General features: G+C 62.8%; 16 protein-coding genes and 1 other RNA gene. 7 read left to right on the top strand and 10 right to left on the bottom strand.

All coding sequences use genetic code 11. The annotated features are described in order from the left end of the window. Window positions 1-17: 17 nt before the first annotated feature. From AB1495_RS10640 to gatC, 7 genes are all read right to left on the bottom strand, one after another. On the bottom strand, window positions 18-707 hold the full coding sequence (locus tag AB1495_RS10640; RefSeq protein ID WP_074635523.1) for a VIT1/CCC1 transporter family protein: 690 nt from the start codon (window positions 705-707) through the stop codon (window positions 18-20). 127 nt (window positions 708-834) lie between these two features. Further along, window positions 835-1,002, bottom strand: a complete 168-nt coding sequence (rpmG, locus tag AB1495_RS10635) for a 50S ribosomal protein L33 (RefSeq protein WP_005852281.1) — start codon at window positions 1,000-1,002, stop codon at window positions 835-837. Between the two features lie 181 nt (window positions 1,003-1,183). Beyond that, an RNA gene (gene rnpB, locus AB1495_RS10630) (RNase P RNA component class A) lies at window positions 1,184-1,595 on the bottom strand. A 101-nt stretch (window positions 1,596-1,696) separates the two neighbouring features. Further along, entirely contained in the window at window positions 1,697-2,365 is a 669-nt protein-coding gene (locus AB1495_RS10625) for an N-acetylmuramoyl-L-alanine amidase (RefSeq protein WP_074635521.1), read from the bottom strand. A 5-nt stretch (window positions 2,366-2,370) separates the two neighbouring features. After that, window positions 2,371-3,117 (bottom strand): hypothetical protein, encoded by a 747-nt coding sequence (locus AB1495_RS10620; protein ID WP_074635520.1) that lies wholly within the window; start codon window positions 3,115-3,117, stop codon window positions 2,371-2,373. A gap of 38 nt (window positions 3,118-3,155) precedes the next feature. Beyond that, a complete protein-coding gene (gene gatA, locus AB1495_RS10615; RefSeq protein ID WP_064217402.1) occupies window positions 3,156-4,643 on the bottom strand; it encodes an Asp-tRNA(Asn)/Glu-tRNA(Gln) amidotransferase subunit GatA in 1,488 nt (495 codons plus the stop codon). Further along, on the bottom strand, window positions 4,643-4,930 hold the full coding sequence (gene gatC / locus AB1495_RS10610; RefSeq protein WP_005852277.1) for an Asp-tRNA(Asn)/Glu-tRNA(Gln) amidotransferase subunit GatC: 288 nt from the start codon (window positions 4,928-4,930) through the stop codon (window positions 4,643-4,645). Before gatC ends, gatA begins: the two co-directional genes overlap by 1 nt. Window positions 4,931-5,118: 188 nt before the next feature. Between gatC and AB1495_RS10605 the strand changes: the two genes are divergently transcribed. Further along, window positions 5,119-5,811 (top strand): metal-dependent hydrolase, encoded by a 693-nt coding sequence (locus AB1495_RS10605; protein WP_074635518.1) that lies wholly within the window; start codon window positions 5,119-5,121, stop codon window positions 5,809-5,811. Between the two features lie 6 nt (window positions 5,812-5,817). Here AB1495_RS10605 and AB1495_RS10600 read toward each other — a convergent pair whose 3' ends face one another. From AB1495_RS10600 to AB1495_RS10590, 3 genes are read right to left on the bottom strand one after another with little or no spacing between them, the layout of a single operon-like run. Further along, the gene (locus tag AB1495_RS10600; protein WP_074635516.1) at window positions 5,818-6,252 is read right to left on the bottom strand and encodes a hypothetical protein; all 435 of its coding nucleotides are present in this window, start codon (window positions 6,250-6,252) and stop codon (window positions 5,818-5,820) included. Beyond that, the gene (locus tag AB1495_RS10595) at window positions 6,249-6,869 is read right to left on the bottom strand and encodes a DUF5671 domain-containing protein (RefSeq protein ID WP_074635514.1); all 621 of its coding nucleotides are present in this window, start codon (window positions 6,867-6,869) and stop codon (window positions 6,249-6,251) included. The genes AB1495_RS10600 and AB1495_RS10595 overlap by 4 nt, the downstream gene beginning before the upstream one ends. Window positions 6,870-6,875: 6 nt before the next feature. Further along, a complete protein-coding gene (locus AB1495_RS10590) occupies window positions 6,876-7,331 on the bottom strand; it encodes a nucleoside deaminase (protein WP_074635513.1) in 456 nt (151 codons plus the stop codon). A 64-nt stretch (window positions 7,332-7,395) separates the two neighbouring features. Between AB1495_RS10590 and AB1495_RS10585 the strand changes: the two genes are divergently transcribed. The 6 genes from AB1495_RS10585 (at window position 7,396) to AB1495_RS10560 (ending at window position 12,972) form a co-directional block, all read left to right on the top strand. Continuing rightward, window positions 7,396-8,403 (top strand): pseudouridine synthase, encoded by a 1,008-nt coding sequence (locus AB1495_RS10585; protein WP_005852272.1) that lies wholly within the window; start codon window positions 7,396-7,398, stop codon window positions 8,401-8,403. Between the two features lie 97 nt (window positions 8,404-8,500). Beyond that, the gene (locus AB1495_RS10580) at window positions 8,501-8,731 is read left to right on the top strand and encodes a hypothetical protein (RefSeq protein WP_005852271.1); all 231 of its coding nucleotides are present in this window, start codon (window positions 8,501-8,503) and stop codon (window positions 8,729-8,731) included. A gap of 3 nt (window positions 8,732-8,734) precedes the next feature. Then, window positions 8,735-9,622, top strand: a complete 888-nt coding sequence (locus AB1495_RS10575) for a 5-bromo-4-chloroindolyl phosphate hydrolysis family protein (protein ID WP_009826473.1) — start codon at window positions 8,735-8,737, stop codon at window positions 9,620-9,622. 36 nt (window positions 9,623-9,658) lie between these two features. Then, entirely contained in the window at window positions 9,659-10,834 is a 1,176-nt protein-coding gene (locus AB1495_RS10570) for a toxic anion resistance protein (protein WP_005852269.1), read from the top strand. A 26-nt stretch (window positions 10,835-10,860) separates the two neighbouring features. Then, a complete protein-coding gene (locus AB1495_RS10565) occupies window positions 10,861-11,820 on the top strand; it encodes a DUF2927 domain-containing protein (protein ID WP_074635512.1) in 960 nt (319 codons plus the stop codon). Between the two features lie 33 nt (window positions 11,821-11,853). Then, window positions 11,854-12,972: an SPFH domain-containing protein gene (locus AB1495_RS10560; RefSeq protein WP_005852267.1), complete on the top strand. Its 1,119-nt coding sequence runs from the start codon at window positions 11,854-11,856 to the stop codon at window positions 12,970-12,972. The last annotated feature ends 19 nt before the right edge of the window (window positions 12,973-12,991 follow it).

Here is a 12,991-nt window from a genome sequence, read left to right as displayed (position 1 = left end):
GCTCACCCCCGACCAAGCTAAACCGCAACATGGAAGGCTTGCCCCAACGCAGCGGTCACGGCCATCGCAAGTGCGCCCCAGACCACCGCACGAATAATCGCCGAACGCAGGGGCGCACCGCCAAGCCGTGCACCGCCGCCGCCAAGCAGTGCCAGAGCGAGCACAGCGGTCACGGCAATCGCGATCAAAGCGTATCCGGCAGGGGCGACAAGTGCTGCGATCAACGGAAAGGCCCCTCCCAGAGCGAAGGCGAGCGCTGAGGCCCCGGCGGCCTGCAGCGGATTCGCCTGCCCTGCCAGGCCAAACATGCCGAGCTCTTCGCGCGCATGCGCACCAAGAGCGTCGTGGTCGGTCATCTGCGTGGCAACCTTAACGGCGAGCGCGGCATCGACGCCGCGGTTCTCCAACCCTTCGGCAAGCTCTTCCAGCTCGTAGTCCGGGTCTTCCTCCAGCGCGATACGCTCACGCTCCAGATCCGCGGCTTCCACATCGGCCTGCGCCGAGACAGAGACATACTCCCCCGCGGCCATGGACAGTGCGCCCGCGGTCAATCCGGCGAAACCGGTCAGGGCGACATTTCCGGTCGCCATCCCCGCCGAGGTAACGCCGACCAGAAGGCTAGAGATGGAAACAATCCCGTCATTCGCCCCCAGTACAGCAGCGCGCAACCAGTTACTCCGGTTGATGTAATGGCCTTCTTTGGGCATTGCCCGTCTCCTTGCGATCACATCCGGTACTTAGCCGCGACAGCAGGGCTGTTCCCATGTCCGAGGTAGAAAAACGCAAAAGGCCGCGCACGAGGCGCGGCCTTCATATCGCGTCGACGGTAAGATCTTACTTGATCTTGCCTTCTTTGTATTCAACGTGCTTACGAATAACGGGGTCGTACTTTTTGATGACCATTTTCTCGGTCATGGTACGTGCGTTTTTCTTGGTTACGTAGAAATGGCCTGTGCCCGCGGACGAGTTCAGACGGATCTTGATCGTGGTTGGCTTCGCCATAGTCGTTCTCCTGCAACGACGAGCAGGCCGCTGATCGACCGCTCGTGAAATCCTGAGTTTTGGGTTCTAGTCACGCCTGCGCCTGAGTCAACCGCTATTTCCCGCCCATGGCCCAAACGAACCGGAAAAATTGAAGTTTTCCGGACCAAGCCCCCGAAGAACAGGGATAAAGACCATGATTATGCGCGGAAGGCCTATAAGCCGGATTTTGTCCCCGCCTTGCGACAGGGGATGACCATTCCTCTGACCATGCAGTTGCCTGCACAGCTACAGCTGCCAACCCGGACCTGCTGGGGCAGAAGTGGCCCCGCCTTGCCTGTTGCCAGACGCGGCGCGCGGTCCCTATTTGGCATTGCTCCCGGTGGGGCTTGCCTTGCCAGAGATGTTACCACCTCCGCGGTGCGCTCTTACCGCACCGTTTCACCCTTACCTCCCCGGTGGTATCGGTTGCCCGACCCGTCGAAGCGGCGGTCTGTTTTCTGTGGCGCTTTCCGTCGGGTTACCCCGCCCGGGCGTTACCCGGCACCGTTTCTTCTGGGAGTCCGGACTTTCCTCGACCTTGTTGCCAAGACCGCGGCCACCCAGCCTTCCGCGCGCTGCACGCCTAGCGCCTAACTTCAGGTGGGGTCAATCAGTTTCACCCGCCGCGATGCCTTCGGCGAGGATTTTTAACCATTTGGAAACGGGTGTGGTGCTAGAGATCATGCCCGAGGGTCATATCAGCGGCGCAGAGCAGCCCCTTGCGCCAGGGGGCATACCGCAGACGCGTGCTGTGCAGAAGGAGGTCAATATCATCGGTGGCGGTGTAGCCTGCCGCATGTGCCGCCGCGATAAAGGCCGCCGGTGTGGGGTCGGATCCGCGGTTTTTCTCCGCGTACTGACGGCCTTTGCCGGCAAGGTTCTGACGCGCCAGACGTGGCCAGTCGAATCGCGGTCCGGGGTCGATCTTGCGTCCGGGGGCCATATCCGAATGGCCGATGATCCCTTCGGGCGGGATCGACCACCGCTCCATAATCCCGCGCAGCAGGGTTTCGAGCGTGACCATCTGCGGTTCGGAGAAGGGGTGATTGCCGCGGTTATCCAGCTCTATCCCGATAGAGCGTGAATTGATGTCATCCTGACCCCGCCATTCCCCTGCACCGGCGTGCCAGGCACGCTGGTCTTCCGGGACAAGTGGTACAGTCTCGCCCTTGCCCGTGATCAGATAGTGGGCCGAGACTTCGGCCGCAGGGTCACAAAGACGCGCGCAGGCCGCTTCTGCGCTGTCCATCGCGGTATAGTGGAGCACGATCAAAGAGGGCCGCAACCCGTTGCGGCGCGGCCCATGGTTCGGGGAAAGGTAGCGGTCAGGCGCGTCTGCCATGGGGCCTAGCCCTGCACCCCTTTGCGATATGGGCTCGGGTCCCAGTTGCAGGCGTATCCGTCGCCGTCAGGGTCCATGCCAGAGCGGTCCTTTTCAGGGCCGCCCGCACTGAGGAAGGCGATCTGCGCCTGATCCGGGTGCGAATACTGAGCGCAGGCCCGTGCGAATTTGCGCTGCTTGTTGAACCCCCGACGGGTGTAGATCGGGGTGCCGACGGCGTGATTGTTCTGCAAAGCATAGGCTACGATATTGGGCCCGGCATCGGCGCGGTCCGGCAGGGCTTCGGGTTGCACCACACGGTATTGCGCGCGGTTGGCCGCGATGCGGGCCGCGTCGCCTTCGATGCTGCGCTCATCGGCCACGGCGTCAAAGTTGTTCTCTTGCGAGATTCCCCCTGCCCCCAGCACCGGTGGCGCAGGGTTGGACGGGCTGGCGTTCACAGGGGCCACGCCCGAATTGGTCGCGGCATCATTGCCAAGCCCACCGGGGCGCGTGGCATCCAGGATACGTGCCGTTTCCGCAGCCGTCGCCGCAGCGGAGCCATCATCGACAGCGTCCAGCGGCGTGGCGTCCACCGTGGCGGGTGCTGGCATCGTTGCCACCGCCCCGCCTGCCAAAGCTGTATCCCGCTGGGATTGCGCGGCGTCGAACGACCCGTCAAAACCGACACCCCGTCCACTGTCGGGGATTGCGGGCTGGCAGGCCGCCAGGGCGAGCCCCAAGGCTGCAACAATTGAACAACGTATCATCATCGGACCTGCTTTATCTGCTCTGGTTTATCGGCGGGGGTTTACCACCATTTCTGCGGCTTGGCTACAAAGCCCGCCGCCTGCTCCAGCGCATAGGCGGTAGACAGCAGATCGGCCTCTTCCCATGGGCGGCCGATCAGCTGCAAGCCAAGCGGTAGGCCGGTCTCGCTGGTGCCGGTGGGCAATGCGATACCGGGCAGCCCCGCGAGGTTCACGGTAACCGTGAAGACGTCGTTCAGATACATCGCCACAGGATCCGTATCCGTCATCTCGCCCAGACCGAAGGCCGCCGAGGGCGTGGTCGGGGTCAGGATGCTGTCGATACCGGCCGCAAAGGCGTCTTCGAAGTCTTTCTTGATCAACGTGCGGACCTTGCGCGCCCGGTTGTAGTAGGCGTCGTAGAAGCCCGCGCTTAGCACATAGGTACCGACCATGACACGGCGCTGCACCTCGGCCCCGAAGCCTTCGGCGCGGGTCTTTTCGTACATCTCGGTGATGCCGTCGCCGTGGTCCAGCTTGGCGCGGTGACCATAGCGTACCCCGTCATAGCGGGCGAGGTTCGACGAGGCTTCCGCCGGTGCGATCACGTAATAGGCAGGCAAGGCGTATTTCGTATGCGGAAGAGAGATATCAACGATCTCGGCCCCGGCGTCGCGCAGCATGGCGATACCGTCCTGCCACAGCTTGTCGATCTCGGCAGGGATACCGTCGATGCGGTATTCCCGCGGGATGCCGATCTTTTTGCCACGGATGTCGCCGGTCAAGGCGGCTTCGAAATCAGGGACCGCCAGCTCGGCGGAGGTGCTGTCCTTGGGGTCATACCCCGCCATGGCACCCAGCATGATCGCCGCATCGCGCACGGTCTTGGTCATCGGGCCCGCCTGATCCAGCGACGAGGCAAAGGCCACGACGCCCCAGCGGGAGCAGCGGCCGTAGGTCGGCTTGATCCCCACGGTGCCGGTAAAGGCCGCAGGCTGGCGGATCGAGCCGCCGGTATCGGTGCCGGTGGCCGCAAGACAAAGATCCGCCGCCACAGCTGCCGCCGACCCGCCCGAAGACCCGCCGGGTGTCAGCGCTGTCTCATCGCCCGAACGCCGCCACGGGTTGACGGCATTGCCATACACGGAGGTTTCATTGGACGATCCCATCGCGAATTCATCCATGTTGAGCTTGCCCAACATGACGGCCCCGCTGTCCAGCAGGTTCTGCGATACGGTGCTTTCATACTCGGGCAAGAAGCCTTCAAGAATGCGCGACGCCGCTTGCGACGGCACCCCTTTGGTGCAGAACAGATCCTTGATGCCGATGGGCAGACCACACATGGCAGGGGCATCGCCGGATTTGATCCGCGCATCGGCTGCCTTGGCCTGATCCATTGCCAGATCACCGGTGTGGTGGACAAAAGCATTCAGCGCGCCCGCGCCCTCGATCGCGCTCAGACATGCCGCCGTCAGCTCGGCCGAGGTCACATCCCCCTTGCGCAGCGCGTCACGTGCATCGGCAAGGCCCAGTTTATTCAGATCAGCCATTATTCAACCACCTTCGGAACCGCAAAAAATCCTTCGCGCGCGTCGGGCGCATTGGCCAGCACCTTGGCCTGTTGGTCGCCATCGCGAACCACGTCCTCGCGCTTTTTCAACACCTGTGGCGTGACCGATGTCATCGGCTCTACCCCGTCGACATCGACTTCGTTCAACTGCTCGATAAAGCCGAGGATATTGTTGAACTCTTGCGCCAGCGCGGGCAAGGCGTCGGGTTCGACCTTGATGCGGGCCAGTTTCGCCACCCGTGCGGCTGTGGACTCGTCAATGGACATGGGCGCTCCTTCATCTGATTGGGTGCCGTTTATCGCCCCCTGCCCGCCCCCGCAAGTCTGGGGGCTGCCTCTGACCCGCAATCGCGCCGGTTGATCCTTCATTTTGCCAAATAAACTCCCGCCGGAGGCTCCCCAAAGCGGCATCACGCGCTACAGTCCGCTAAAGACACGGAATAAGGGAGACCCAAATGGATATCATCTGGCTAGGCCACGGCAGCTTTCGCATCGAGATCGAGGATCAGATTCTGCTGATCGACCCCTGGCTCACCGGCAATCCGATGCTGGACGACGCGCAGCACGAGGCCGCACTGGCAGGCGTCACGCAAATCCTGGTGACCCACGGGCATTTCGACCACACCCAGGACCTCAAGATGGTGGCCGAGAAAACCGGCGCGCCGGTTGCAGGCATGGTCGAAGTGATGGGCTATTTCAGCGCGCAGGGCGTGGAAGGCACCACCGGTTTCAACAAAGGCGGCACCATACGCTGCGGCAAGGTCGATGTGACCATGGTGCCGGCGTCACATTCCTCTTCCGTCGATGGGGACGCGGGGCCAGTCTATATGGGGGCCGAGATCGGCTTTATGATCAAGGGCGAAGGCCGCACGATCTATGTCTCGGGTGATACGGATATTATGGCGGATATGGATTGGATGGGCGATTACCACAAACCCGATATCGGCATCCTCAGCGCGGGCGGCCATTTCACCATGGATATGGCAGGTGCGGCCTATGCGGCGAAACGGTATTTTGACTTCAAGACCGTCATCCCCTGCCACTACCGCACCTTCGACGCGCTTGAACAATCGGCGCAGGTGCTGATCGACGGCTTGCCCGGCGTGGATGTGATCGAGCCCGAGGTGCTTAAACCGATCAGCCTGTAAACCGGCCTAATCGGCAGAAACAGCGCGATCCCCGATAAAACAGAGGGTATCGTTGGCGCGCAGGGCGATGGTGTCATGATCAAACGCAGCTTTGCGCGCCTCTGCCGGATCAAGCGCCAGCGTGGCGCAGACCTCGAACGCGGTATCATTGAGGCGGTGATAGACGTAAGGCGCGCCCGTTGCGGGATCGCCTTGGGTCAGCACATCGCGCAGACCGGGCCGCGCGCCGGGGCAATAGCTGTCATCCGCAAGCGCTTGCGGCAATGGTTTGCGCGGGTGACCAAGGCACATCAGATGCGTGTGCAAGATCCGCAGATCGCTTACGCGCTGCCTGTCCTGCTGGGCGAACCGCGCGTGTTGCGGGCCGCCCACCACGACCAAGCCGCCAATGATGGCACCACCGACCAGCACAGACATGCAGATCAGCAGCAGCTTGTTCACGCCGGGGCCTCTTCGCGCAGGTCCCGCAGATAATAGGCAAAGATGCCCCCTGCGACGACCAGCACTACCAGCGCCTTGAGCACGAATTGCAGCGTCAGATCACCGGTCAGCAGCGCATAGATGGTGGCAATCGAATCCCCTAACATCGTCAGCGCCGCCAAAAGCAGGCCGATGTAGATCATCCATTTGCGGATCGCAGAGCGGTACAGCGCAGGGTCGCGCGCCAGTTTCCGCCGCTCGCGCAAGGTCAGCCAGAGGTACAACGGTCCGGTCACGATTAGCACCGCAACACCCCAGCGGATCGACCGGTCGCTGCCGCCGTCGTCCGTGGCAAAGACCACATCGACCAGCGCCTGTAACACGACAACCAGATTGAACGCGCCAAGGATCAAGACGCAGAACGTCAGCGCATAGGTAAAGAAGTCCCGCGCAGACACCGTCGCCACAGGCCGCGGAATGGGCGGAGAGAACGGCATCTCGTCCCAGCCGTTCAGCGCATCCTGGACCTCTGCGCTGCGCCATCCGGCATGGGTCAGCGCGGCTGTGATCTCGGCCCGTGATTTGCCCGCGGCCAAGGCGTCGCGCACAAAAATGCTCAGCTCGTCCCGTTGGGCCATATGGGTCTATCCTTTTCGTTTCTCTGCAAAAAACGCCTTTAGCAGCTGTTCGCTTTCGGGGGCTGCGATGGCGTCATAGACGTCGGGGGCGTGGTGACATTGTGCATGGGAAAACACCCGCGCACCCTGCGCCACACCGCCAGACTTGAGGTCTGACGCGCCGTAGTACAAGCGTGCCACCCGCGCGGCAGAGATCGCGGCGGCACACATGGCGCAGGGTTCCAGCGTCACATAAAGCGCATGCCCGCCAAGCCTTTCGGACCCCGCCGCCGCACAGGCAGCACGGATCGCCAGCACCTCGGCATGGGCGGTGGGATCGTTCAGCTCGCGCGTCCGGTTGCCCGCCTGCGCGACGACCTGTCCGTCGGGTGCCACGATGACCGCGCCCACGGGCACTTCACCACGGGCGGCGGCGGCGCGGGCCTCTTCCAGCGCTTGGGACATATAGGACGTAAAGCTCATACACCTCTCTTGCCCGCAAACGCCGCCCTTTCGCAAGCGCGGGAAACAGGGTAAGCGCTGAAGGATGAGCGCAGATACACCCTCCCAGCCCCCGAAATCCGGCACCCCTCCCGGTGACCGCATTGCCAAAGTCCTGTCCCGTGCCGGCATCGCCAGCCGCCGCGAGGCCGAACGCATGATCGAGGCCGGTCGCGTGCGCGTCAACGGTGCGCAGATCGATTCGCCTGCGTTGAACGTGACGCCTTCGGACGCGATCACCGTCGACGGCAAACCGGTGGGCGAGCCCGAACCGCCCCGCGTCTGGCTGTTCCACAAGCCCACGGGGCTGGTCACCACCAACCGCGACGAAAAGGGCCGCGGCACGATCTTTGACGATCTGCCCGAAGACATGCCCCGCGTCATGAGCATCGGTCGGCTTGACCTCAACTCCGAAGGGTTGCTGCTGCTGACCAATGATGGCGAGGTCAAGCGCCGCCTCGAATTGCCCTCGAACGGCTGGCTGCGCCGTTACCGCGTGCGGGTCAATGGCCGCCCCACCGACGATATGCTTGAACCGCTGCGCAAGGGCATCACCGTGGATGGCGAGGATTTTCAGCCGATGACGGTCACGCTGGACCGGCAACAAGGGGCGAACGCCTGGCTGACCGTCGGGCTGCGCGAAGGCAAGAACCGCGAGATCCGCCGCGCGATGGAGGCGGTGAACCTGTCGGTGAACCGGCTGATCCGCACCAGCTATGGCCCGTTCCAGCTTGGCGAGCTGAAAACCGGCGAGGTCGAGGAACTCAAGCGCAAGGTGGTCCGTGACCAGCTGGGCCTCGAGATTGCCGATACCACTGGCACCGCGATCAAGAAAAAGCCCGCGCGCATCATCAAGCGCAAGGCCCGCAAACCCGGAGAGCCGGGCCCCGGTCGCCCCGGCCTGCCCAAGGAACCCGGTGACAAGACCGCGACAGGCAAGACCATCCCCGGCAAGCCCAAGCCCGGCTATGGCAAGTCCAAGCCCGCACGCCCCGCGTCCGACCCCGCGCCGCGCAAGTTCGGCACCCGCGTAAAATCCACCCGTAAACCCTGATTTCTGTGGGTTTACGGCCCTTTGGCCGCTACTTTTGCGTACGTGACCCTAGCGGGTGGCGGGCACTGCGACTATATGTCGTGCAAAGGAAGGTCCGATGGGTCGATTGCTTGTCTTTGTCGCCACGCTGGCGCTGATTGTTGCGTTTGTCGCCGTTTTGGTGACAATCATCGCAAGGATTCTGGACGCGGGCCGTCGTGCATCGACACCAGCGCATGGACAGGAGGTTTATCGCCCCATGGCACCGACACCGTTTCAGAAAATCACCTATGCCGCGCTTGTTGTCTTGCTGTTCGGTGTCTCTACCGGCTGGCTCGGGGGGCTTTGATCCATGGCGCAGCGCTTTGGCGGTAAATACAGCAATCATGACACGAACGGCAGCACGCCGCCTCCGCAGGGCACCCGTGCCAAACGTATAGAGGTCGACCCCGCAAGCGGGCGGGCCAAAATCTTGTTCATCCCCGCCATTCCGCTTGTGTTCATGTCGTTGAACGACGGGGCGCAGGGGCTTGCATTGGGGCTGCTGGCGGCGGCGACGCTGACCGGTGCCGCATGGATGCTGCGCGAGGGGCTGAAAGCCGAAGCCGCCTATACCGCGCGCAAGGTTGCCGAACGTCCCGCCCTGCCGCGCAAGATCATCGCCAGCCTTCTGACCGGTGCCGGCGTGGCGCTTGCAGCCTATAAGAATGACCCCGGACTGGCCGCCCCTGTGCTTTATGCGCTGGCCGCGATGGGGCTGCATGTGTCGGCCTTTGGCATCGATCCGCTGACATCCAAAGGGATGGAGGGCGTGGACAGCTTCCAGAAAGACCGCGTTGCCCGTGTCGTGGACGAGGCGGAAAAACACCTTGCCGCGATGAACACCGCCATTGCACGCGCGGGCGATCGCAAGGCGCGCGACCGGCTGGCGCAGTTTCAGGACACCGCACGCACGCTGATCCGCACCGTGCAGGATGATCCGCGTGATCTGACCGGTGCGCGCAAATACCTGTCGGTCTATCTGCTGGGCGCGCGTGACGCGACAATCAAGTTTGCGGATATCTACGCCAGCACCGGCGATGCGCAGGCACGCGCCGATTATCTGGCTTTGCTGGATGATCTGGACAAAAACTTTGCCGCGCGCACCCAAAAATCGCTATTGGAAGACAAGACCGACCTGAACATCGAAATCGACGTGCTGCGCGAGCGGCTTTCCCGAGAAGGCGTGCGTCTCGACTGACGCGCCCCGCCCCAAGAGCATAGGAATACTTGAAACATGTCTGATACCGTTCGTGACAAAGCGACCCAATCCGTAGCGCTGGTGGAAGAGGTCAACGCGCAGATCCTGCCCGACCCCGCCCCTGCGGATGCCGTCGTCTCGCTTGAGAAAGCCGATGCGCCACAATCGGCAGAGATCAAAAGCCGCATGGCAGAGATCGACATGGGCGACACGCAGTCGATCATCGGTTTCGGGTCCGGCGCTCAGGCCGAGCTGCAGGAGATCAGTCAGGCGATGTTGCAGGACGTGCGCAACAAGGATGTGGGCCCCGCCGGTGACAGCCTGCGCACGATCGTGACAACCATCCGCGGCTTTTCCGTGTCCGAGCTGGACGTGCGCCGTGAACGCAGCTGGTGGGAACGCCTTTTGGGCCGCGCGGCCCCCTTTGCCAAATTCACCGCCAAGTTCGAAAAGGTACAGGGTCAGATCGACCGCGTCACGGACGAGCTGCTGACCCATGAACATACCCTGCTCAAGGATATCAAATCTCTTGATATGCTGTACGAAAAGACGCTGCAGTTCTATGATGAGCTCGCGCTTTATATCGCCGCGGGCGAGGCCAAGCTGGCAGAGTTGGACGCGACCACAATCCCCGCCAAACAGGCAGAGGTAGACGCCGCACCAGAGGCGGATCAGGTCATGGTCGCCCAGGAACTGCGCGACATCCGCGCCGCGCGGGACGATCTGGAGCGCCGTGTGCACGACCTGAAACTGACCCGTCAGGTGACGATGCAATCGCTGCCCTCGATCCGCTTGGTGCAGGAAAACGACAAGTCGCTGGTGACCAAGATCAACTCGACCCTCGTGAACACCGTGCCGCTGTGGGAAACCCAGCTGGCGCAGGCGGTCACCATCCAGCGCAGCGTCGAAGCCGCCGCCGCCGTGCGTGACGCCAATGACCTGACGAACGAGCTGCTGACCTCTAACGCGCAGAACCTGCGCGAAAGCAACAAGGTCATCCGGACCGAGATGGAACGCGGCGTCTTCGACATCGAGGCCGTCAAACAGGCCAATGCCGACCTGATCGGGACCATTCAGGAATCGCTGCAGATCGCCGACGAAGGCAAGGCGCGCCGTGCCTCTGCCGAGAAAGACCTGCAAGAGATGGAGGCCAACCTGCGCGACACGCTGGCCTCTGCCAAAGCGGCCAAGCCCGCGTCCCCTGCGGCGTAACCCCGTCAAAACCTGGAGCGCGCGATATGGTATGGCAACGGTTGGGGCGAACAGGATGGATCGGCACGGCGGCTGTGGTCGCCGCGCTGGCCGCCTGCACCCCGCAGGCTCCTGTTGAACCAACGCTGAAACCCATTGCGCGCCCCGACGCGCCACCGGCCCCGCCCCCCGTGGTGGCCAAGCCGACGTCGCAAAAAAGCGCCAAGCTGCGCAGCTATTTCAACCAGGTGCAGCAGGCCCAGCTGAGCCAAGGGTTGCTGCGCCGGGATGGTGGCGGGCAGGACACGCCCTTTACCGCCGACATGCTGGTGCGCAACTTTGAACAGATCGCTTTTTACAACGAATATAACGCCACCCTGACCGGACGCGGCGATAAGACCCCCATGCGCCGCTGGGAACGCCCCGTCCGGATGGAGGTCGTCTTTGGCGACAGCGTTCCCCCGTCCGAACGTGACCGCGATGCGGCCTCGATCCGCGACTATGCCACCCGCCTCGCCGCCACGACGCAGCATTCCATCACCGTGGGCGGCAAGCCGAACTTTATGGTGATCATCGCGGGCGAGGATGACCGCCCCGCCGCCCTTGCCCAAGCCGCCGAACGCATCCCCGGTGTGACCGCCGAAAGCCTTGCCGCGCTCAGCGATCTGCGCCGCGATACCTATTGCATTGTCGCCGCTTATGCCGGTGGCGCGGACCCCAGCACCTATACCGCTGCCGTCGCCGTCATCCGTGCCGAGAACCCCTCGCTCATGCGGCTGTCGTGTATCCATGAAGAACTTGCGCAGGGCCTTGGCCTTGCCAACGACAGCCCCACCGCACGCCCGTCGATCTTTAATGATGACGATGAATTCGCGCTGCTCACCCGTCACGACGAGCTGCTGCTGAAAATGCTCTATGACCCGCGCTTGCACGCCGGCATGACCGCCGAAGAGGCAACCCCCGTGGCCCGCAAGATCGCGTTCGAACTGATCGGCGGGCCCGTTTAACCCGCCACCGACCTCCCCCGAAAGGACCAAGACATGGGTATTCTCGATTTTCTCTCTGGCCAATTCATCGACGTTATCCACTGGACGGACGACACACGCGACACGATGGTGTCCCGGTTCGAGCGCGAAGGCCACGAGATCAAATACGGGGCCAAGCTGACGGTCCGCGAAGGGCAAGCCGCGGTCTTTGTCCACGAAGGTCAACTGGCGGATGTGTTCACGCCCGGCCTTTATATGCTTGAAACCAACAACATGCCGATCATGACATCGCTGCAGCATTGGGATCACGGCTTCAAAAGCCCCTTCAAATCCGAGATCTATTTCGTCAACACCACCCGTTTCAACGATCTGAAATGGGGCACCAAGAACCCGATCATCGTGCGCGACCCCGAGTTCGGCCCCGTGCGCCTGCGTTCATATGGTACCTACTCTGTCAAAGTGTCGGACCCCGCGCGGTTCCTGACCGAAATCGTGGGCACCGATGGTGAATTCACCATGGACGAGATCAGCTATCAGATCCGCAATATCATCGTGCAGGAATTCTCGCGCAGCATCGCGCTGTCCAATATTCCGGTCATGGATATGGCCGCCAATACCCGTGAGCTGGGCAAACTGGTGAGCACCGAAATCTCGGCCACCATTGCAGAATACGGGCTGACCATCCCCGAACTTTACATCGAAAACATCTCGCTCCCCCCCGCCGTGGAGGAAGTGATGGACAAGCGGTCGTCGATGGGGGTGATCGGGGATTTGAACAAGTTCACGCAGTTCCAGGCGGCAGAGGCATTGGGCCGCGAGGGCGCCGCCGGCGCAGCAATGCAGACCGGTCTGGGTGCCGGATTGGGCATGCAGATGGGCCAGGCCGCCGCCGCGCAGGCAGGCCCGTGGGGCCCGCGCCCCGCGGCTGCGGCCCCCGCTGCACAGACGCCACCGCCCCCGCCGCAACCTGAAAAGGTCTGGCATCTGGCAGAGAACGGCCAGACCAAGGGCCCGTTTTCAAAGGCCGCATTGGGCCGCATGGCCACGGATGGCGGGTTGACCCGCGAGACCTATGTCTGGACCCCCGGTCAGGATGGCTGGCTTAAAGCAGACGATGTGGCCGAGCTGGCGCAACTCTTTACCGTGCTGCCGCCCCCGCCGCCGCCTGCGTAAGGCTCTGTGAAACTTGGAA

Origin of the sequence: Sulfitobacter pontiacus, assembly GCF_040790665.1 — a bacterium.
Classification (GTDB): domain Bacteria; phylum Pseudomonadota; class Alphaproteobacteria; order Rhodobacterales; family Rhodobacteraceae; genus Sulfitobacter; species Sulfitobacter pontiacus.
The sequence above is the reverse complement of the archived record's forward strand: the minus strand, read 5'-3'. Positions and strand labels throughout refer to the sequence as shown.

Coding starts and splice junctions, on each gene's coding strand:
- AB1495_RS10640 (WP_074635523.1), bottom strand. CDS start 707: ATGCCCAAAGAAGGCCATTACATCAACCGGAGTAACTGGTTGCGCGCT.
- rpmG (WP_005852281.1), bottom strand. CDS start 1,002: ATGGCGAAGCCAACCACGATCAAGATCCGTCTGAACTCGTCCGCGGGC.
- AB1495_RS10625 (WP_074635521.1), bottom strand. CDS start 2,365: ATGGCAGACGCGCCTGACCGCTACCTTTCCCCGAACCATGGGCCGCGC.
- AB1495_RS10620 (WP_074635520.1), bottom strand. CDS start 3,117: ATGATGATACGTTGTTCAATTGTTGCAGCCTTGGGGCTCGCCCTGGCG.
- gatA (WP_064217402.1), bottom strand. CDS start 4,643: ATGGCTGATCTGAATAAACTGGGCCTTGCCGATGCACGTGACGCGCTG.
- gatC (WP_005852277.1), bottom strand. CDS start 4,930: ATGTCCATTGACGAGTCCACAGCCGCACGGGTGGCGAAACTGGCCCGC.
- AB1495_RS10605 (WP_074635518.1), top strand. CDS start 5,119: ATGGATATCATCTGGCTAGGCCACGGCAGCTTTCGCATCGAGATCGAG.
- AB1495_RS10595 (WP_074635514.1), bottom strand. CDS start 6,869: ATGGCCCAACGGGACGAGCTGAGCATTTTTGTGCGCGACGCCTTGGCC.
- AB1495_RS10590 (WP_074635513.1), bottom strand. CDS start 7,331: ATGAGCTTTACGTCCTATATGTCCCAAGCGCTGGAAGAGGCCCGCGCC.
- AB1495_RS10585 (WP_005852272.1), top strand. CDS start 7,396: ATGAGCGCAGATACACCCTCCCAGCCCCCGAAATCCGGCACCCCTCCC.
- AB1495_RS10580 (WP_005852271.1), top strand. CDS start 8,501: ATGGGTCGATTGCTTGTCTTTGTCGCCACGCTGGCGCTGATTGTTGCG.
- AB1495_RS10575 (WP_009826473.1), top strand. CDS start 8,735: ATGGCGCAGCGCTTTGGCGGTAAATACAGCAATCATGACACGAACGGC.
- AB1495_RS10570 (WP_005852269.1), top strand. CDS start 9,659: ATGTCTGATACCGTTCGTGACAAAGCGACCCAATCCGTAGCGCTGGTG.
- AB1495_RS10565 (WP_074635512.1), top strand. CDS start 10,861: ATGGTATGGCAACGGTTGGGGCGAACAGGATGGATCGGCACGGCGGCT.
- AB1495_RS10560 (WP_005852267.1), top strand. CDS start 11,854: ATGGGTATTCTCGATTTTCTCTCTGGCCAATTCATCGACGTTATCCAC.